The sequence below is a fragment of the Schaalia canis genome (genome assembly GCF_003858455.1).
Taxonomy (GTDB): domain Bacteria; phylum Actinomycetota; class Actinomycetes; order Actinomycetales; family Actinomycetaceae; genus Pauljensenia; species Pauljensenia canis.
Map to the genome: position 1 here is coordinate 111,727 of NZ_RQZF01000004.1, position 18,501 is coordinate 130,227.

The window sequence follows — 18,501 nt, forward strand, 5'->3', positions numbered from 1 at the left end:
TCCTTCTTGTGAGTTCAACTCGCTGTGGCAATGAACTACTGGACGCTCAAAGCCTGCGAAGTGGGACTAGTTGCCCGACTGGGCAAGCTGCCAATCCTCGAAACTGAACTCGGGCGAGACAATGCAGGTTGCCAGGGCTACCCCGCCGCGCGCAAAAGTGCGCTGCCAGGTGCCTGCAGGGACAAGGAACTGGACGAGGGGTATTGCCTCACCGGAGGTAGAGGCGGGCGTGCCAGACGAGTCAGCACCGCCCGCCCAATTCCCCTGCACAACAGTCGGTGAGGGATCCTCCACGGGCGCATCTGCGTCCCCACCCAGGTGAATCTCCAAAGCACCCGGCCCATGCCACAGCCACAACTCATCAGAGATCACCTTGTGCCAGGCGGCCTCCTGGCCGTCATCAAGCAGAAAGAGAATCCCCGAAGCCGTAGCGCGTTCCCCATTGGCAGTCATCACCCGTGCCGGCGCCGTCCACGTGCGGCGAAACCAGCCACCCTCGGGGTGGGGCGCCAAATCGAGGGAGGCAACCAGGGCGGCGGCCTCGTCAGAGGGAATCCACGGACGGCTGGGGGAGGCGGGAGTGCTCACAGCGCAGCCTCCTTGCCCTGGCCCACCAGTTCAGCAAAATCTGGGCGCGCCCACCGCACCTGGCCTGAGATCAACGTCGCCACCTGGCGGCCCGCACCGTGGCAGGCCACGGCCTCAATAGTGCCGACAATATCGCTGACCGGCACATCAATGAACACCATGTCCGCCACTGCACCCGCCTGCAACTGGCCCACGCGCTCATGGCCAGTCGCCAAACCCAAGGCGTGAGCCCCACCCAAGGTGGCAGCATGAAGCAAACGACGCGCTAAATCCTCATGGCGATAGCCCTGCTCGCGCGCGATCTCATGCAGCAGTGCCACATCCTCCAACACGTCCAAGGACGGCGAAGAGGACAGCGAATCCGTGCCGACAGCGATCATATTGCCCTCCTCCAAGTAGGCGGCAACAGGCGGCGCATCCAAGCCGATCACTCGATTCGACCGCGGACACAAGGCCACTGCCGTTGAGCGCGCCCGCAGGCGACGCCGGTCATCAGCGGTCATATACACGCCGTGTGCAATATGGCAATCCGGGCCGAGCACCCCGAGCTGGTCAACGAACTGCGTGGAGGAAAACCCGCCACCGCCCTGACGCATCTGCGTGTAGGAGCCTGCCGCGCTCGACTTCCACAGTTCGGCCAGCTCACCGCGCTGGCCGCCATTCCACTCAGCCTCCTCATGCGATTCGCCCAGGTGAATGTGCAGGCGCATACCGCGCCGCCTAGCCACGTCAGGCAGCTCCAGCAGGGGAGCAGACTCTAAAGAATAGGGGGCATGCGGGCTTAAACCCACGCCCGGCGAGGTCGGCATCACATCCAACTGCGCGTTCACCGTGTTCAAGCCGCGCTCACGCCAGGCCGTATTCTCCCACCCCATGACCTCCCAGTAGGCCACGCCATGCAGACCCGCATCATGGAGGGCCGAGGCCGCCTCGGCGTCCGTCACCACGTCGGCCGCGCAGGTTGTGCCGTAACGCAGGGACATGCGCGCACCCTCGGCGGCATGAGCACGCCAATCTTGCGGGCCGGCGTCGTAGACAACGTCGAAGGCCGCCATCCATTCAGGGAAATTCGCGTACTGGCGGGCACCAACTTCGGCCATGCCGGTGTATTGCAGGTGCGTGTGGGCGTTGACCAGGCCAGGCATGAGCACGCCATCCACATGGGTCTCCGTGAAAGGCACGCCGTTGTCGGCCAGCATGCCCACCAGCCATTCACGATCCCCCACATGCTGGATACGCCCGTCACGCACTGCTACGGCACCGCCCAGCATGGATGGGGCGGTAATGGGGATCACGCAGGAAGCCGACCATACCTGCATGGGCGCATTCGACGGGGTCGGCAGGGGCAGGGGGGCCGCGGGCGCGGCCGGTGCGGGAGGTGTCGTCATGGGCGAGACTCCAAGGATGAGGGGTAGAGCGAGGTGGATGGAGAGGGCAGCGAGATGGTAGGAGATGAAGAGGCGGCAGGGCGGGCGGGGGTGCGCAGCCAGCCGTCGACCGCTGCGGCAGCCACTGCATCATCGGCAGAGGCGGGCAAGGCGTGCAGGCCAGGAGCAAGCAATGCACCCCGGCCAGCTAAGCGGCGTTCGGCCTCGTCAATCAGAGTTTCCAGGGCTGCGCACTGGACGGCAAAAGACAGGTCCATAATCTCAATGGGGTTGCCCTCGCCGGCCGTGCAATTAATGCAACCACCCCGGTCGGTGACGAGCAGCTCCCGACCGCTTGGCAGGCGCAAGCGCTCTACCGCACGCATCCCAGGGGCAGGGAGCCACTGCGCGCCTGCACGCAGGGCAGCCTCAAGGGCAACCTCCTGATCAACACCACCGGCGACACTGACAACAGCGCCATCGGGCAAGGCAGCAAGAACCTCAAGGCTGATAGTGTCAGCAACGCCTGTAGCCGACACGCACAGGTCAGCGTCGCTCACTAGGTCGACCAAGGCGCCGGTGGAGTACCCATCCATGCGGGCTTGGAGGGCGCGAACCGGGTCAATCTCGGCCACACTCACCTGCGCCCCCAAAGCAGCAGCCAGGCGAGCAAAACCCCTACCGACATCGCCATAACCGGCCACCACTGCACGCCTACCTTGCAGAGGATAGCCCTCAGAGGCCGGGTCGAGAAGGTCCAAAATGGTGAGCAGGCACGACTGGCCAGTGCCGTAGGCATTGTCAAACAGCGTCTTTGAACGAGCGTCATTGGAAGCGATGACAGGAATACGCAAGGTGCCTTCGGTCTCCATAGCACGCAAGGGTCGCAGGCCAGAGGTGGTTTCCTCTGCCGCACCAACAAGTGAATCCAAGGCTCCCGGTGCACGCGCAGGATCGTGGGCCATGCGGATCAGGTGCGAGCCATCATCCAGGAGAAACTCTAGTTTTTGGTCGAGGAACTCGCGGGCAAGAGCCTCTTCCTGCTGCGCGGTGGCAGCAGAGTCGGCAAAGACAGCGATGCCTTGAGTGCGCAGCTCGGCGGCAACATCGTCTCGGGTTTCATCCGCGTGACCAAAAACCGACACCTGCGCTCCGGCCTGCGCCAGCTCCAGGGCAAGGACAGCGGTCTTGGGTTCAAGGACAAGAGCCAGACCAATCCGACGGCCTTCGAGTCGGCCAGCTTCTGCCAGGCGAGCAACGGCTGCGCGGGTAATGGGCATATGAGCCCGCGCCCACGCAATGCGTTCGCGGCCATAGTCAGCCCCATCGTCATAGGACACGATGCTGGCAGTATCGAGGGGGGCCGGCCGCTCGTAGGGGGAGCGTAAAAGTGTGCCATCGCCAGTGGTGACGGTCATCGGCCCCGACAGTGGCGCGTACACGATGACGGGTGAGGTGTGTCGCCCAGGGTCAGTTGGATGATTTTCTGGCGTATCGGACACATAGATCAATGCTTGGGCCGTTGGAAAATTGTGCGCGGTCGCATCAGGCTGGAGCTCCGATGGCTGGGTAATAAGGGTGGGGTGGGCACCAAAGGCACTGAGCGTGCCCACGAGTTCAACAACCTGGGGTGTGCGTGCCAACGACTCGGGCGCAGCGATGACAAAAGGCTGGCCGCATACCAATAAATTGGTGGCAGCCGCGAAAGAGCGGATCACGCGCTGAGCCCACACAGAGGGGGCGTCGACAGGAGACCCTGTGTCATACAGGTCAGGCAGGATCACACGATCAGCGGCTGCTGGTAAGTCATTGGTGTCAGGGCGGGCAAAAAGATCCACAGATTGACGCTATCAAGACCTGTGCGGCAAGGGGGGAAAAGCGCCGTTCATGGACACGCTCCCATGCTGTGCTCTCCATTCTTTTGGAGGGCCGTGCTCCCATATGTGCATCCAAGAGCGAAAGGCAGCCACGAAAGGGTGTAAAACGCTTGGACGCACATCCGGGAGACGAAAGTGCAATGCTGGGAGTACTTGAGGCACAATCAAGGGGTGAGTGAACAGACAAAGCCCGCCGCACAGCCCGCTCCCACACCCTTCGATGAACTCACCATCAGCGACATTCAGCTCATTACCATTGACCTGGATGGCACCCTGCTTGATGAGAATAGGAAACTGCCCGAAGAAACATGGCCGGTTATTGAGCAGCTCCTCGCCCGCGGAATCACTGTTGTTCCCTGTTCGGGCCGCCAATACTGGACCCTGAGTGATCTCTTTGACCGCGTGAGCGATGGGCTGACAATCATTGCAGAAAACGGCTCTATCGCGATGCGAGACGGGGAAGAACTCTTCTCCAACGGCCTGGACTACCCGACCGCGCAGGCTGTTGTCCTCAACGTGCGATCCCAGCAAGAAGCAGGCGTGAACACAGGCCTGGTTGTCTGCGGTAAACGCAGCGCCTACGTCGAACGTGACGACGATGCTTTCCTGACTATCGCGCGCGAGTTCTACCACCGCACCACTGTCGTTGACGACCTACACGAAACGCTTGCGCAGATGGAACAAGGTGAGCATGAGGATTCCTTGCTCAAACTCGCCCAATTCGACTTCACGAATATCACCCCCACGGGCGCAGTCTCCATGGGTGCCTTTGCTGCGACGCACCAATATGTCGTCTCAGGTCAGCACTGGTGTGATCTGATGAACCCCACCGTTGATAAGGGCCACGCTGTTGCCGCCCTCCAAGAACGTCTGGGTATTACGCCTGCCCAAACCATGGCTTTTGGAGACTTCCACAATGACCTGGGTATGCTCGCCCGGGCTGAACACTCCTTCGCCATGGCCAACGCTCACCCGGACATTCATGCGGTCAGCCGCTATATCGCTCCCTCGAATGCCGAGCACGGGGTACTGCAAGTCCTGCGAGCAGTCTTCGACCTGGACGCCTGAACGACGAGGGCGTCACGAGCTGGAACATAAAAAGGGGGTGCTGGCCACAGGCCAGCACCCCCGAACGCTACGAAGCAGAGCTGAGAGCTCCGCAGCCGTCACTTACCGTCGACAGCGTCCTTGACGTCTTCAGCAACCTCTGCCGCCTTATCTGCAACAGCTTGGGCGGCATCCTTCGCCTTGTCCTTGACCTCAGCGGCCTTATCGGCAGCAGCGTCAGCAAGATCCTTGGCCTTATCCTTCGCCTGCGCAGCCTTGTCAGCCACCGCGTCCTTCACTTCAGCAGCCTTCTCAGCTGCAGCATCCTTGACCTCGGCAGTCTTCTCCGAAACCGTGTCAACAGCATCAGAGACAGACTCGGGCAGCATCTCCTGGATATCGACCTCGGACTCCAGATCTGCCCAGTATTCCTCAGCCCAGGGATCTTCGATGGGCTGGCTGCGCTTCCACAGAACATAGCCTGCGCCAGCGACACCGGCGCCCAGGGCGGTCCAGCCCAGGGCGCGCAGCAGACGACGGGGACGGCGAGCCTTCTTCGTGGGGGTTGTCAGAGCAACAGCCGTGGCTTCACGGGCATTGCGAACACGGTCCAGCAGGGCGCCATCGGAGGAAACAGCCACAGTGGCGTCGTGCGCAGCACGGTTAATGCGTGGCAGGTAATCGTCAATGACGCGCTCGCGGGCGTCTTCGATAACGGGCTTTGCGCGGTCAGCGGCAGCCTGGGCGCGATCAGCAGCACCGCTGAGCAGCGGGGTGGCGCGGTCGATAGCATTCTCCAGAGCCTGCTGTGCGCGAGGAGCGGCCCAATCCAGGCCAGCGCTGGCCAAATCAGTGGCCTTGACGGCTGCACGTCCAGCGTGGACGGCAACAGCCTCGCGAAGCTGAGCGGCTTCAGCCTTGATCTTGTCCGCATCGAAATTGGGGGTCTTCGCCATGATGCCCTCCTGGTGTATGGCTTAATCTGCGTTCAACACGCACTTTCCCTTCCTATTCTGCCTTGTTTAAGTGTGAAGTGCAGCCTATCGTTCGAGAATTCGCGCCTGTAAGAGGTGAACAATGCGTTCAACTCTGCGACGATAAAGGCATGGAAGCTATTCTTCATACCTCTGCAGGCGACATCCGCCTGGAACTGTTCCCCAACCACGCCCCCAACACGGTCAAGAACTTCGTTGACCTGGCGCAAGGCAACCGCGAATGGGTTCATCCAGCCACCGGCGAAAAGAGCACCGCCCCCTTCTACGACGGCATCATCTTCCACCGTGTGATCCCCAACTTCATGATCCAGGGCGGCTGCCCGCTGGGTCAGGGTACCGGCGGCCCCGGCTACACCTTCAACGACGAGATCCACCCCGAGCTCAACTTCAACGATCCTTACCTTCTGGCTATGGCCAATGCCGGTAAGCGCATGGGCAAGGGCACCAATGGTTCCCAGTTCTTCATCACCGTTGCCCCCACCCCGTGGCTGCTGGGCAACCACACCATCTTCGGCCGCGTCATCGACGAGGACTCGAAGCGCGTTGTGGACGCCATCGTCAACGTTCCCACCGGCCGCAATGACAAGCCGCTGGAGGATGTCACCATTAACTCGGTGACCATTTCCGAGTGACCATCTGATGAACGAGGGCGGGCGCGTGCCGGGAGTGCGCGCCCGCTTTCCCTTACCCCCCATCCTGTTTGTCGAGTCGATGCGGGTGGGGGAGTTTAAAAAAGAAAGCCGGGTGTGTTGTGACTGAGATCCCGACCTTTGGGCAGCGCTCGAATCCTGCGGCGGCACCGAATTGCCCGCGCCATCCCCATGAGCGGTCTGTTGACTACTGCAAGCGTTGTAATCGCCCGATGTGTGTGGCGTGCGCGATTCCGACTGAAGTACGTGCAATCTGTGTCGACTGTACGACCTCCACAGCAAAACGTATGCGCGCGCGTTCTTTTGGCATGCCAGTAACGACGGCACTCATCGGTCTATGTGCGGTGCTGTATGTGGCTGACTGGCTGTTGCCGGTGTACCAGTGGTTCGCGTTCTATCCGCCATCAGCGTATTACGAGCCCTGGCGCTTTTTGACGACGGCGTTCCTTCATTCAGGTCTGATGCACCTGGCGTTTAACATGTTGGCGCTGTACTGGATGGGGCAATACCTTGAGCCGTTAATGGGCACTATGCGCTATATCGGCCTGTATGCGCTGAGTGCGCTTGGAGGGACAACCTTTGTGCTTGCGTGGGTGCTGGTCTCTCCAGCGTCTTTCACCACGGTGACGGTGGGTGCTTCAGGTGCAGTTTTTGGTCTTTTCGGCGCAATCTTTGTCCTGCAGAAGGCTGTGGGTGCTGATACGCGATCAATCTTTGTGTTGTTAGCGATCAACTTGGCGTATGGCTTCATCGTTCCGGGCATATCGTGGCAAGGCCATGTGGGTGGTCTTCTTGTGGGTGTCGCCGTTGCGTGGCTGCTGTTGAAAACGGATCGGCCACGTCCGGGGGTGACAGAAAGGACGCAGAATTTGCAGGCTGCTGGCGTGCTTGGAGTGACGGCTGTGATTCTTCTTGCTGCTCAATCGGGGATCTACTCCCTTTTGATTAACTGGTACGGCTAGAATCACACGCCTGTCGTTTTCCCCAACTGTGGATAGTCCTGTGGATAAGTCCGGGGAAGGACTGTGGAATACCTGTGGAAACACTGTGGGGCGCGATCCGCTTTCGGATCGCGCCCCACAGTGTTTCCACAGGAAGGGAGGCCCCTAAGGCTCTGCGTTAAGAATCACACAGGGTGTGGATATTCTTATCGCCACTTTAGCGTCATGAGGAATCCAGCCATCATGATCGCCAGACCAATGAGCATATTCCACCAGGTGATACCGGGAATGGGGTAGAGGCCACCGGAGATGTAGTAGACGACCAACCACACGAGGCCCAGGATAAGCAGAGTGGAGAATAGGGGAGCCCACCATGAAGGACTCAGTGGAATACCATCCGTCCAGGATTGGATTTCCAGGTCATCCGACACGACCTTGCCGTGCTTCTTGCGCTTCTTCGACTCAGCCACGTTGACTCCTCAATAACAAGTGTATTTCTTCCGGACACGCGCCCGGCTTCCGTCGCTTTCTAGCGACACCTACTGTCCTAGCGTAGTCTCGGATATGAAACTAGCGAAATGAAAGCCTACGAGTGTTGAGACAGGAGGGGCATGACACAGCACGAGTCGCAGCATGACGCGCCCACGCAGACGTCCCATGCGCCCTCCTTACCGCCAAGTTTCGCTCCCCGCGCAGGAGGAACGCCTCCAGCATCACCACGCGGGCCGCGATTCTCTGGCTTCCTGCGAGGGGCGCTTGCCCCTCGCCGCTGGCAAAAGGGTGCGTCGGTTCTTGTCGTCACCATCGCCTCAGGGCTTCTCTTTGGACTCTCAGCCTCAAATGCCCGCGATAATGCCGAACATGATGGAGATCTGGTATCACTGGTACGTCAACGCCAAACGATCGTTGCCAGCTTGGAAGACCAGATGTCGGGTGCCCAAGCTCAGGTGGCACGCCATCTTGAACAAGAGGTCGGAGGACTGGAAGACACCCTTAACCAGCGCCGAGGTGTAACCTACCTTCCGGTGAGCGGTCCGGGCGTGACAGTGACCTTAAATGATGCCCCTCCAGGCCCACTGCCTGAGAACGCTAAGCCGGATGACCTTGTTATTCACCAGCAAGACATTGAAGATGTAATGAACGCCCTATGGTCTGGAGGCGCCGAGGCGATGACTGTCCAGGATGTGCGCATTACGTCGCGCACGGTAGTGCGGTGTATTGGTAATGTCATTCTTATTGATGGAACATCTTTCTCTCCGCCGTATCGGATCTCTGCCATTGGGGATCCGCCGGCGTTGAGGGAGGCTGTGAATGTGAATCCGCAGATCATCAACTACAAGGCGTATGTTGCCCTGTATGGCTTGGGGTGGAAGTTTGAAACGAATGACCACCTTGACCTGCCTGCAGCCACCCCGGATGCAGCAGTGAAATATGCACAAGTGATGGAGAAGCATGGCTGAACATGTGCGTCGTCGCCCGCCATTGAGCCCGGCAGCCCGAGTGTTTTACGGCACAATCGGCGTTATCGGTGAACTGCTCATTACGGCGGCAGTAGTCGTTGCCCTTTTCGCGTTTTGGCAGCTTTACTACACCAGCTACAAGGTCGAAGGCCCCCGCCAGGAGCGCATTGCCGAGTTTGCAACAAAGCATAAGCCTGCTGTCACTAACGAGGGCGAGCGCCGTACGGATGATCCACCGCCCGTAGCAACTCCAGCACTTGGCGAAACATACGGCCTCATTCACTTCCCCACGTGGGACTGGATGCGCACGCCTCTGACCCAAGGCACTGCGCAACTTGACCTTGATAATGGCAACGCTGGCCACTACGCAGATTCAGCCCAGCCGGGTGAAATTGGAAACTTCTCGGTGGCCGGTCACCGCCGTACCTCGGGTGAAAACTTCCGCTGGATTGATCGTCTCAAGGATGGCGACAAGGTGATTGTTGAGGTGGCAGACACCTACTATGTCTACAGCATGAAGCGCGCCCAGATCGTTGGTGCAGAAGAGGAAGGCAATGAACGCGTCATTGCCCCCGTCATTGACGACCCCACCTTTAGCTTGGTCCCCAGTGAACGGTGGATGACAATGACGAGTTGCCACCCCGAGTGGAGCAACTACGAGCGCTATATCGCTCACCTGCAGTTCGAGTACTGGACGCCCAAGTCAACGGGTGTACCCGCCGAGCTCGTGGCAGCCCCCTACAACAAGCCCGCAGCCTCCTGAGCCGCGACAAGCGTTTAACCAACAAGGATTTCTCTCATGTACGCATGGCTATTTCGTCACCTGCCCGGCCCCGTCTGGCTCAAAGTCATTGAGTCACTGATCATCGTGATGGCTGTGCTCTATCTGCTTTTTGAGCACGTCTACCCGTGGGCACAGAACTACCTCAACCTCGCTGACAATTCCGTCTGATCGGGTAGGCCCAACCTCAAACCTTCGAAGCTCGCGTTCTCCGGCTTAAAGCCGCAGAACGCGAGCTTTTCTTTGTGCCGGGCATGCCCTGGGAGTGAAGGTAGGCGTTGGGATGAGAGAGGCAGATTGTTAGCGCGGCGTCCAGGTGTGTGCTCAAAGGTGAAAACCCACCCAGGCGGGTGCATTTCTGCTGGAGTCACATGCGGGAGCGCGATGCGTCCCAATGCGATGGAAGGGGTGGGTGTGTTACGGCTCGGCACATGAGCTGAAGCGCGGTGCGGGCGGATGGGCATGCGACCACGCGCCCATCCGCCTGCCAGAGTCCTATCGCCTGCCAGGGCTCTATCTGCCTGTCGGAGTTCTATCCGCCTGCCAGGGCCGCATCCGTCTCCGCTGCCTCCGGGTGTGCCCCTTGGTCCAAGGGGACACTGTTAGGCGCGATAACGGCTAAAACAATGGGGCGTGTGGTGGTGAACGACAACTGCCGTTCACCACCACACGCCCCAGGAGACTAAGCAGCTCAGGCTTTACCGAATCAGCTTCTGAGTGCCTATAGGTCTCATGAGTGCGATGAGATCAGTTCCCATTACCCGGAGTGGATGGTGCAGGGGTGCCAGGAGTAGTCGGGTTGGAAGGCTGTGGCTGCTGCGGTCCGGTGGAGACAAACACCGTCACGCGGCTTGAAGGGCCGAAGGGAACCTTCTGGCCGCCCTTGGGTGAAATCGCAAAGACAATATCCTTCGCGGCCTCATTAGGCTGGCGATTCACCTCAGCGGTCAAGCCAACCTCTGTCAGCGCGGCGACAACCTCAGCTTCAGTCTTACCCTCCAGGCCAGAGGGAATGACAATGTCACCAGAGGCAATCATCAGGCGCACGGCACTGTTCTTCTTCACCGACTCACCGAATGCAGGCTCAGAGCTGACGATCAAGCCCTTGGTGTAGGGCCCATCAATGATGTCAACATTACCGACAATCAGACCTTTAGCCGTCAAGGCGTCACGGGCCTGATCCTGGTTCATATTCGACAGGTCTGGGACTTCCACTGAATCGGGGCCAGAGGAGAGCGTGAGCTTCACCGTAGAACTCCCCTTCACTTTCTGTCCGGGGGAGGGGTTGGTCTTGGCAACAAGATCCTTCGCAATCTCATCAGAGGCGACCGTTTCAGAATCCTTCTCAACAGTCAGCCCGAGATCCTCCAGAAGTTTCTTAGCTTCATCGTAGGAGCGTCCCAGAATGTCGCTAGGGATCGTGACAGAGTTCGGGCCCAGCGAGATCGTGGCAACGACGGTTTCGCCAGGCTTGACAGACTGGCCCCCCTCAGGGCTGGTACGAATAATGCGCCCCTTCTCGACAGTGTCGGAGTTTTCCTCGCCGCCAAGAGCGAACTTCAGCCCGAGGGGTTCGAGGGTGCGACGGGCCTCGTCCTGAGTCATACCAGCAAGCGTGCGGGGTACCTCAACGAGCATCTCATCTGATTGAGCGGTGTCGTTTCCAAAGAGCAAGAAAGCGCCACCGGCAATGGCCAACGCCAGCAGTGCAAGCAGGGACACTAGCAGTGCCACAGGCTTCTTACGTTCAGGAGCTTCAGGAGCGGTCACCTGAGCAAAGGAGGGCGCCACCGTAGTCTCAGTGGTGGGGCGGGGGCGCATTGCCGTCACCGGGGGAGGCATCGGAATCGTTGCTGTCATTTCCGAGGGCGTGCCCCAGACCTCGGTGGCCGGAGCTTCAACATCCATACCATGCATGGCACGAGTAAGGTCGGTGCGCATGACCGCAGCGGACTCATAACGGTCAGCGGGGTCCTTTGCCATCGCCTTCATGACGACACGATCAAGTGACACGGGGACATCGGCAGCCAGCGTGGATGGTGCTGGAGGGAGGGAAGATACATGCTGGTAGGCCACCGACACTGCTGAGTCTCCGCGGAAGGGAGGCTGGCCGGTGAGGAGCTCAAAAAGCAGCACACCCACCGCATACAGGTCGGAGCGAGGATCAACCTGATCGCCACGCGCCTGCTCGGGGGAGAGGTACTGCGCGGTGCCCACCACAGCGTTCGTCTGAGTCATGGTGGCTTGGGAGTCGGTAAGGGCGCGGGCGATACCGAAGTCCATCACCTTCACCTTGCCATCATTCGTGAGCATGATATTGCCCGGTTTGATGTCACGGTGAACGAGGTTTGCCGTGTGCGCGTACGCCAGAGCCGAGAGGACACCCGCGGCAATCTCAACAGCTTCGTCGATGGGAACCGCAGTGCCGTCAGAGAGGAGGTCCTTCACGGTGTGGCCCTCCACGTACTCCATGACGATGTAGGGCACGGACACGGTGGAACCGTCGGGGGTAATGATGTCTTCTTCCCCGGTGTCATAGACGGCGACAATATTGGGGTGGTTCAGGGAGGCCGCCGACTGTGCTTCGCGGCGGAATCGCGCCTGGAACACGGAATCGCGCGCGAGGTCCGTCCGCAGTCGCTTAATAGCGACAATGCGATTGAGGCGGGTGTCGAAGCCTAGGTTGACCTCGGCCATGCCGCCTCGGCCGATGAGCGAGCGTACCTCGTATCGGCCACCTAGGTGGTGGGCCATGGAGTCGACCATGTTGTGACCTCCTGGAGTGGATGGAACTCAGCGCCGAGCACAGCCGACGCGAACCCTAACTTTGAAAACAATACTGCCAAAGCGACGGCGACTAAGGCCAGGAAGATAATCCCGGCGATCAGCCACCGAAGAATGAGACGCCACAGTGGTGTGGGTGGCGCAGTGATGGAACGCGAGTAGCGCGTGCGCATGGGGCGTCGCGTGGGAGCTGCGGCGGCTTCAATGGAAGCCGGTGTCACGCTATGCCACAGGATAGGGGCGCGCCGCTGCGGAGCATGACGCTGCGGGCGGCGAGAGAAACGCTGGGGTGCCGTGGTCGAGTCGGCTCGCACGGGACGGAAGGACGGCACGTTTCCTGCGCGTTCAGTCTCCGCGTGGGACGAGGCCGCCACCCGTTGCGGGGGTGGTGCAAAGCTGGGAGGAGCAGGCCGCTGGGGGGCTGCTGGCGCTGCCTGCGCGGGGGTCGGCATTGCTGGAGTGGGAGCAGGAGGGGCCTGCGAGGGTGCCACTGCGGGTACTTCAGGTGTTGATGTCTGAGCAGGCGCATAGGTGGGAGGCAAGACAGGCTGAGGAAGAGCTGCTGGAGCTGAAGCCTGCGGGAGAGCGCCTGAGTGGGCCTCCCGAACCGGCGCAAAGTGCGGAACCACAACAGAATCAGCGGTTCCACGTTCACTGTGCTGAGAACCACGGTGGCGTAGCTTCAAAGCCAACTGAGCGCTCATACTCGTATCCGAATGGGGCTCATGCCCCACATCGGCTTGTCCAACGGTGATCCCAGCACTGCCCTCAGCGGTGGCGGCCACATCAACGGCGGCAACCGCTGCGGGAGCCGCATGGTGAGGCTGAGGTGCGCGAGAAGACTCAGGGCCGACAACCGCATCCAGTGAGGCAGCCTCAAAGTCAACGGGTCGGAGCATTTCCTCAGGTAGGGTCCGCGCCGGCGTGTGCTCAATGGGAGAAACAACCGGCTGCGCGGGAGCCTGAGGTGTAACACCGCCAGGTTGAGGCAGTGGGCGAGGAGAAATAGGAATGTCCAAAGCCTGCGCCGCCCCGACCAGGTCACGAACGAGTGCGCGACCTGAAGCAGGACGTTGAGAAGGCTCCTTCTCCAACAGGTGCATAATGACCTGCGCTAAGGGGGCAGGCACGTCGGACGGCAGTGGCGGCACAGCCTCATTCACATGAGCAAAAGCAATCTCCACCTGCGATGAGCCTGTGAACGGCCGCTTACCGGCTGCGGCCTCGTACGCGATAACGCCCAGGGCGTAGAGGTCACCCAAAGTGGTGGCAACCTCACCAAGAGCCTGTTCTGGCGGCAAATACTGAGCCGTGCCCATCACCATGCCAACGGCAGTCAGATCAACCTGATCGGCCGTCCGTGAAATACCAAAGTCAGTAATCTTCACCATGCCAGAGGGGCGGATAAGCACATTCGCGGGCTTAATGTCACGGTGAACAACGCCCGCCGCAGCCGCGGCACTCAACGCCATTGCCATCTGAATGAGCACGGGAATGAGGTACTCAGCGCTCAGGCGCTGTCCACCCTTGAGGTAGTCCGTCAGGGGGCGACCGTCGATAAGCTCCATCACCAGCCACCCGCAGCCGCCGTCCTCGCCAGAATCCAGAACCGCAGCAATATTCGGATGCTCAATCCGCAAGGTATTCTTCGCCTCTAAACGGAGGCGTGACAGGGGCAGTTCCTCCCCCGAGAGTTCGGGGCGGAGGACCTTAGCGGCAACAAGACGGCCTGAGAGCTGGTCGCGTGCCTTCCAGACTTCACCCATGCCGCCCTTGGCAATAAGGGAGAGCAGCATGTAGCGGCCACCAATCATACGGCCGGCGCTATTGCGAGAAGTTCCTGTCATTTCAACCCCGCTTCCAGAAGAACACGGGCAATCGGAGCGGCAGAGGTGCCGCCATGGGGGACGGGATCAGTGTCATCTCCTTCAACGAGGACGGCAAATGCCAACTGAGGGTTATCAGCGGGAGCAAAACCAATGGCCCACGCATTAGCGAAACCGGAACCATCTCCGAGCTCGGCTGTGCCTGTCTTTGCTGCAACCAAGCGTCCTGGAATATCCAGAGCATTGGCGGTGCCATAGGGCTGGTGGACAACGTCACGCATCATGGCATTGAGTTGGGCGGCAATTTCAGGGCTGATGGCGTTGGAGTATTCCTTCGCCGTCGTTGTCGATCGAACCTGCAGGTCAGCGTCAACGATGTCAGAGACGAGGAACGGCCGCATGACAACACCATTGGCGGCGATACCCTGTGCCACCATCGCCATTTGCAGCGGCGTTGCCTGAACGGTGTACTGGCCAATCGCAGCCAAAGCGGTTTGCGCTGCGTCCGTCTCGTCAGGGAAGTACGACGGCGTCACTTCGAGGGGAATATCCAGATCACGGCCGAAACCAAAACGTGAGGCGACAGTGGCAAGATCCTTGGCGTTGAGCTGCTCGCTTGCTTTGACAAAGGTTGTGTTGCACGAGCGGGCGAAGGCTTCTTGCAGGGTTGGATTACCGTCACCGCATTCGGAGGATTCGATATTTGACACCTGCGTGGACGTGCCCGGCAGATTGACAGTCACAGGAGACAGGATGCGTGATTCCGGGGTGAAAGCACCCTTTTCCAGCAACGCGATGGTCGTGAGGATTTTCGCGGTCGACCCGGGTGCGTAACGGTTTCCGGCAATGGCACGGTTCGTCAGGGGAGAGCGCGGGTCCTCAATGAGGGCTTCGTGAGCGGCTTCGGCTTCAGCAGAATCAAACACGGCCAGGGCGTTCGGATCGTAGGAGGGCGAAGAGTACAGGGCCAGAATCGCCCCCGTTTGCGCGTTGAGAACGACCACGGCCCCCTTGCGGTTGCCCAGTTGCTCTGCCGCGAGGCGTTGCAAGGTGGGGTCGATTGTCAGTACGAGGCCACCGCCCTTACGGCTTTCGCCGGCAAAAAGGTTACGTAAGCGTTGGCCAAGGAGGGCCTGGGATTCACCGTCAAGCACGTTCTCAGCGACAGCCTCCAGGCCGGTGGCGGTGGTGAACGCGGATGAGAAGTAGCCGGTCACGGGTGCGTACAGAGGGCCTTCGCTGTAGTGGCGCTGGTAGCGTTTGGAGTCCTCAATCTTTTGTGAGGACGCCACTGCTGTTCCGGCGACAATGATGGGGCCACGGTCAAGGGAAGCGGAGTGCAAGATCGTGCGTGAGTTCCGAGAATCCGCATTCAAGCTGGGTGCTTGAAGAACTTGGATATTCGACACCGCTAGGCCAAGGATGGCAAAGAGGCCCATGATGACGATGAAAATCCGGCGAATTTGAGTGTTCATGCCTGCGCTCCTTCTGCTGCCTTTCGCGCAGCGGGAGCATCGCCCAGAAGGAAAGAACCTGACACCCACGGCGTGTAGTTGTGCGAGGGGCGTCGCGCGGCGTCAGAAATGCGCACCAGAAGGGCGATGGTTAACCATGATGACACCATGGAGGAACCGCCAGCGGCGAGGAAGGGCGCAGTCAAGCCGGTGAGGGGGATAACGCGGGTGAGGCCGCCCAGCACGACGAAAACCTGCAGGGCAAGGGAGAAGCTCAGGCCCGTTGCGAGGAGTTTGCCGAAGCCGTCGCGCACGCCAATAGCGGCGCGCAGACCGCGTTCAATGAGGATGAGGTAGAGCATGAGGATCGCTGCCAGGCCGGTCAGGCCCAGTTCCTCAGCAAGGGAGGACAAGATGAAGTCTGAGTTGGCTACCGGCACCAGTTGCGGGTAACCCTCGCCCCATCCTGTGCCGGTCAAACCACCAGAGGCCTGACCAAAAATCCCTTGCACAAGCTGCTGGGAGCTACCAACTTTGGCGCTGTAGACCTCTGGATCCATAGCGTTGAGCCAAATGTTGAATCGCACGCCAACATGCGGGAACGCCGAGATGGCAAGAACAACGGCGGGCGTAAACAGAGCAACACCGATGATCAGCCACGAGACGCGGTTGGTTGCCACATACAGCATGGCAACGAACAGGCCGAAGAAGAGTAGCGAGGTTCCCAGGTCGCGCTGGAAAACGAGGATGGCAATACCAATGAGCCAAACGGCAATAATTGGCCCCAGGTCGCGCCCACGAGGAAGCTGCAAACCGAAAATCTTCCGGCCGGCGATTGCGAGTTTGTCGCGGTTAGCAACCAAATAGCCAGCGAAGAAAATCGCCAGCGTAATCTTGACGATTTCACCGGGCTGGGCGGAGAGCGGGCCGAGCTTAATCCACACGCGGGCGCCATAGGTTTCCACGCCCAGGCCTGGAATAACTGGCAAGAGCAGGAGAATCAGAGAGGCAACGCCGAAGGTGAAGGTAAAGCGACGCAGGGAACGGTGGTCGCGTACAAAGAACAACGCGATAGCGGCAAGAGTGATCGCAATGCCAACGTAGATGAGTTGATTCAACCCCACCGTGTCCTGGCCGAGAAGCTCATAGGACATATCGAGGCGGTAAATCATCGCCAGGCCAATGCCTGTCAGCGCCACAGAGATCGGCAAAATAACGGGATCAGCATAAGGGGCAAGGATATGCATGCCGACTTCAGCAACAACGGCCAAAACAATGAGGATGACAATATGCTGGCCGAGGTTACCGGGAACCTCGCCTGTGCGGTTAATGGTGGTCAGCGCATACCCGCCCACGCCCAATGCGACAGCAATGAGCATGAGAAGCATTTCAACGACGCGGCGAGGACGCGCTGGTGCAACACTAACCGTTGCCACGGGCACCCCCTGACTGCTGCGTAGCATCTGACTGGGGTGTTGTCGGAGGCGTGAGGTAGGTGGTCGCTGAGGTGTGCTGCGCATGCTTGAGTGCCGCTTCGCGTAGCTGCATCACATACTGGTCGATCTCGTCACGGGAGCTGCGCATGACGGGCTCTTGGAGGCGTTCACGTTCAACCTGCGGCAAAGACTCCAGGGAAATGTCGGTGATCTCAACAGGGGTGGACAGTTCCCATGATCCAAGGGACTGTGGGATCCCCTGATAGATGACAACCTTCCCCTGAGAACCCAGGACGTAGAACTGGGTCTGCGCCCAGGTGTAGCCCAACCATCCACTGCCCAGCACGATCGCGGTGACAATGAGGGAGATAACCGGCGTCCACCAGCGTGCGCGGGCGGGTTCGTCTGCGTCGGCGTCCTCGTCAAAATAGTCGGATGCGCCCGGCTGGGTAGAAAGCGCAGCGGCACGTCCCGCTGCTCCAGGTCCCATCCGAGAGGGCGCCGTGCGGTCAATAGCGGCAGCACCCACGATCTGTGGGGTGGTGTCGCCGCCGCCTGTGGAGGGAACAACGTCGGCAACAATACAGGTGACATTGTCGGTTCCACCGGCGCGCAGAGCGAGATCAATGAGAGCATCAGCGCACTCACTGGGATCCTCGTAGTCACGCAAGGTCTGGGCAATCGTGTCGTCAGAGACGAGGCCAGACAGGCCATCAGAGCATAAAAGCCAACGGTCGCCTTCAACGGCTTCACGTACGGTTTCGTCAGGGATGGCATCAACTTCGTTGTAGCCCAAGACCTTGGTGACAGCATTGCGCTGCGGGTGATCGAGAGCTTCCTCGGGGGTGATTTCCCCTTGAGAGACAAGGAATTGCACGAACGAGTGATCGGTGGTGATCTGGGCGAGTTGCCCGTTGCGCAGCAGGTAAGCGCGAGAGTCTCCAATGTGAGCCATCGCGAGCTTATTCCCCGATCGCAAAATCGCAATGCAGGTGGTGCCAAGGCCAGTGAGTTCAGGTTCGCGTGTAGAACGATCCAGGAGTTCAGCGTGCGCATCCAGGAAAGCTTGGCGTAGCAGAGGAAGCAGAGTGTCAGCCGAGTGAGACTCAAGACCAAGGGGGGCAAGGTGAGCGACAGCAACCGAGGAGGCAATATCGCCACCTGCCGCGCCACCCATACCGTCGGCCAGGACAAGCAGGTTATGGCCCGCATAGCCCGAATCCTGATTACTGGATCGCTTCAGACCGATGTCAGATCGGGCAGCGTATCGGAACTCAACGTTAGGGGGGGCCATG

At 60.0% G+C, this 18,501-nt stretch carries 16 protein-coding genes; 6 read left to right on the top strand and 10 right to left on the bottom strand.

Annotated elements, in window-relative coordinates:
• Nucleotides 1–66: 66 nt before the first annotated feature.
• The 3 genes from EII11_RS05910 to EII11_RS05920 form a co-directional block, all read right to left on the bottom strand.
• Entirely contained in the window at nucleotides 67–588 is a 522-nt protein-coding gene (locus EII11_RS05910; protein WP_240623082.1) for a cupin domain-containing protein, read from the bottom strand.
• Nucleotides 585–1,907 (bottom strand): amidohydrolase family protein, encoded by a 1,323-nt coding sequence (locus EII11_RS05915; RefSeq protein ID WP_124870142.1) that lies wholly within the window; start codon nucleotides 1,905–1,907, stop codon nucleotides 585–587. Before EII11_RS05915 ends, EII11_RS05910 begins: the two co-directional genes overlap by 4 nt.
• A gap of 65 nt (nucleotides 1,908–1,972) precedes the next feature.
• Nucleotides 1,973–3,793, bottom strand: a complete 1,821-nt coding sequence (locus tag EII11_RS05920; RefSeq protein WP_240623083.1) for an adenosylhomocysteinase — start codon at nucleotides 3,791–3,793, stop codon at nucleotides 1,973–1,975.
• A gap of 210 nt (nucleotides 3,794–4,003) precedes the next feature.
• Here EII11_RS05920 and EII11_RS05925 point away from each other — a divergent pair, with 210 nt between their 5' ends.
• Nucleotides 4,004–4,900 carry an HAD family hydrolase gene (locus EII11_RS05925; RefSeq protein WP_240623084.1) on the top strand — a complete coding sequence of 299 codons (897 nt, stop codon included), beginning with the start codon at nucleotides 4,004–4,006 and terminating at the stop codon, nucleotides 4,898–4,900.
• Nucleotides 4,901–4,998: 98 nt separating this feature from the next.
• Here EII11_RS05925 and EII11_RS05930 read toward each other — a convergent pair whose 3' ends face one another.
• Nucleotides 4,999–5,835 (bottom strand): hypothetical protein, encoded by an 837-nt coding sequence (locus EII11_RS05930; protein ID WP_124870042.1) that lies wholly within the window; start codon nucleotides 5,833–5,835, stop codon nucleotides 4,999–5,001.
• Nucleotides 5,836–5,984: 149 nt separating this feature from the next.
• Between EII11_RS05930 and EII11_RS05935 the strand changes: the two genes are divergently transcribed.
• Both EII11_RS05935 and EII11_RS05940 read left to right on the top strand, forming a co-directional pair.
• Nucleotides 5,985–6,506 carry a peptidylprolyl isomerase gene (locus EII11_RS05935; protein ID WP_124870045.1) on the top strand — a complete coding sequence of 174 codons (522 nt, stop codon included), beginning with the start codon at nucleotides 5,985–5,987 and terminating at the stop codon, nucleotides 6,504–6,506.
• Nucleotides 6,507–6,811: 305 nt separating this feature from the next.
• Nucleotides 6,812–7,486 (top strand): rhomboid family intramembrane serine protease, encoded by a 675-nt coding sequence (locus EII11_RS05940; protein WP_240623085.1) that lies wholly within the window; start codon nucleotides 6,812–6,814, stop codon nucleotides 7,484–7,486.
• 185 nt (nucleotides 7,487–7,671) lie between these two features.
• Here EII11_RS05940 and EII11_RS05945 read toward each other — a convergent pair whose 3' ends face one another.
• The gene (locus tag EII11_RS05945; protein ID WP_124870048.1) at nucleotides 7,672–7,935 is read right to left on the bottom strand and encodes a cell division protein CrgA; all 264 of its coding nucleotides are present in this window, start codon (nucleotides 7,933–7,935) and stop codon (nucleotides 7,672–7,674) included.
• 141 nt (nucleotides 7,936–8,076) lie between these two features.
• Between EII11_RS05945 and EII11_RS05950 the strand changes: the two genes are divergently transcribed.
• Genes EII11_RS05950 through EII11_RS10515 form a run of 3 tightly spaced genes read left to right on the top strand, consistent with a single transcriptional unit; the run spans nucleotide 8,077 to nucleotide 9,877 of the window.
• On the top strand, nucleotides 8,077–8,925 hold the full coding sequence (locus EII11_RS05950; protein WP_124870051.1) for a DUF881 domain-containing protein: 849 nt from the start codon (nucleotides 8,077–8,079) through the stop codon (nucleotides 8,923–8,925).
• Nucleotides 8,918–9,688, top strand: a complete 771-nt coding sequence (locus tag EII11_RS05955) for a class E sortase (RefSeq protein WP_124870054.1) — start codon at nucleotides 8,918–8,920, stop codon at nucleotides 9,686–9,688. The genes EII11_RS05950 and EII11_RS05955 overlap by 8 nt, the downstream gene beginning before the upstream one ends.
• A gap of 36 nt (nucleotides 9,689–9,724) precedes the next feature.
• Nucleotides 9,725–9,877 (top strand): hypothetical protein, encoded by a 153-nt coding sequence (locus EII11_RS10515; protein ID WP_165867083.1) that lies wholly within the window; start codon nucleotides 9,725–9,727, stop codon nucleotides 9,875–9,877.
• Between the two features lie 576 nt (nucleotides 9,878–10,453).
• Here the strand turns inward: EII11_RS10515 and pknB are convergent.
• The 5 genes from pknB to EII11_RS05980 are packed head-to-tail and all read right to left on the bottom strand — an operon-like array spanning nucleotide 10,454 to nucleotide 18,500.
• On the bottom strand, nucleotides 10,454–12,472 hold the full coding sequence (pknB, locus tag EII11_RS05960; protein WP_124870057.1) for a Stk1 family PASTA domain-containing Ser/Thr kinase: 2,019 nt from the start codon (nucleotides 12,470–12,472) through the stop codon (nucleotides 10,454–10,456).
• Complete coding sequence (locus tag EII11_RS05965) at nucleotides 12,445–14,337, bottom strand: serine/threonine-protein kinase (RefSeq protein ID WP_124870060.1); 1,893 nt, start codon at nucleotides 14,335–14,337, stop codon at nucleotides 12,445–12,447. Before EII11_RS05965 ends, pknB begins: the two co-directional genes overlap by 28 nt.
• Entirely contained in the window at nucleotides 14,334–15,791 is a 1,458-nt protein-coding gene (locus EII11_RS05970; protein ID WP_124870063.1) for a peptidoglycan D,D-transpeptidase FtsI family protein, read from the bottom strand. Before EII11_RS05970 ends, EII11_RS05965 begins: the two co-directional genes overlap by 4 nt.
• A complete protein-coding gene (locus EII11_RS05975; protein WP_124870066.1) occupies nucleotides 15,788–17,206 on the bottom strand; it encodes an FtsW/RodA/SpoVE family cell cycle protein in 1,419 nt (472 codons plus the stop codon). Before EII11_RS05975 ends, EII11_RS05970 begins: the two co-directional genes overlap by 4 nt.
• Complete coding sequence (locus tag EII11_RS05980) at nucleotides 17,193–18,500, bottom strand: PP2C family protein-serine/threonine phosphatase (RefSeq protein ID WP_124870069.1); 1,308 nt, start codon at nucleotides 18,498–18,500, stop codon at nucleotides 17,193–17,195. Before EII11_RS05980 ends, EII11_RS05975 begins: the two co-directional genes overlap by 14 nt.
• Between the last annotated feature and the right edge of the window lies 1 nt (nucleotide 18,501).

What these genes read in the sequence shown, in the direction of transcription:
- EII11_RS05915 (WP_124870142.1), bottom strand. Translation starts at nt 1,907, where the DNA reads ATGCAGGTATGGTCGGCTTCCTGCGTGATCCCCATTACCGCCCCATCC.
- EII11_RS05930 (WP_124870042.1), bottom strand. Translation starts at nt 5,835, where the DNA reads ATGGCGAAGACCCCCAATTTCGATGCGGACAAGATCAAGGCTGAAGCC.
- EII11_RS05935 (WP_124870045.1), top strand. Translation starts at nt 5,985, where the DNA reads ATGGAAGCTATTCTTCATACCTCTGCAGGCGACATCCGCCTGGAACTG.
- EII11_RS05940 (WP_240623085.1), top strand. Translation starts at nt 6,812, where the DNA reads ATGCGCGCGCGTTCTTTTGGCATGCCAGTAACGACGGCACTCATCGGT.
- EII11_RS05950 (WP_124870051.1), top strand. Translation starts at nt 8,077, where the DNA reads ATGACACAGCACGAGTCGCAGCATGACGCGCCCACGCAGACGTCCCAT.
- EII11_RS05955 (WP_124870054.1), top strand. Translation starts at nt 8,918, where the DNA reads ATGGCTGAACATGTGCGTCGTCGCCCGCCATTGAGCCCGGCAGCCCGA.
- EII11_RS10515 (WP_165867083.1), top strand. Translation starts at nt 9,725, where the DNA reads ATGTACGCATGGCTATTTCGTCACCTGCCCGGCCCCGTCTGGCTCAAA.
- pknB (WP_124870057.1), bottom strand. Translation starts at nt 12,472, where the DNA reads ATGGTCGACTCCATGGCCCACCACCTAGGTGGCCGATACGAGGTACGC.
- EII11_RS05965 (WP_124870060.1), bottom strand. Translation starts at nt 14,337, where the DNA reads ATGACAGGAACTTCTCGCAATAGCGCCGGCCGTATGATTGGTGGCCGC.
- EII11_RS05970 (WP_124870063.1), bottom strand. Translation starts at nt 15,791, where the DNA reads ATGAACACTCAAATTCGCCGGATTTTCATCGTCATCATGGGCCTCTTT.
- EII11_RS05980 (WP_124870069.1), bottom strand. Translation starts at nt 18,500, where the DNA reads ATGGCCCCCCCTAACGTTGAGTTCCGATACGCTGCCCGATCTGACATC.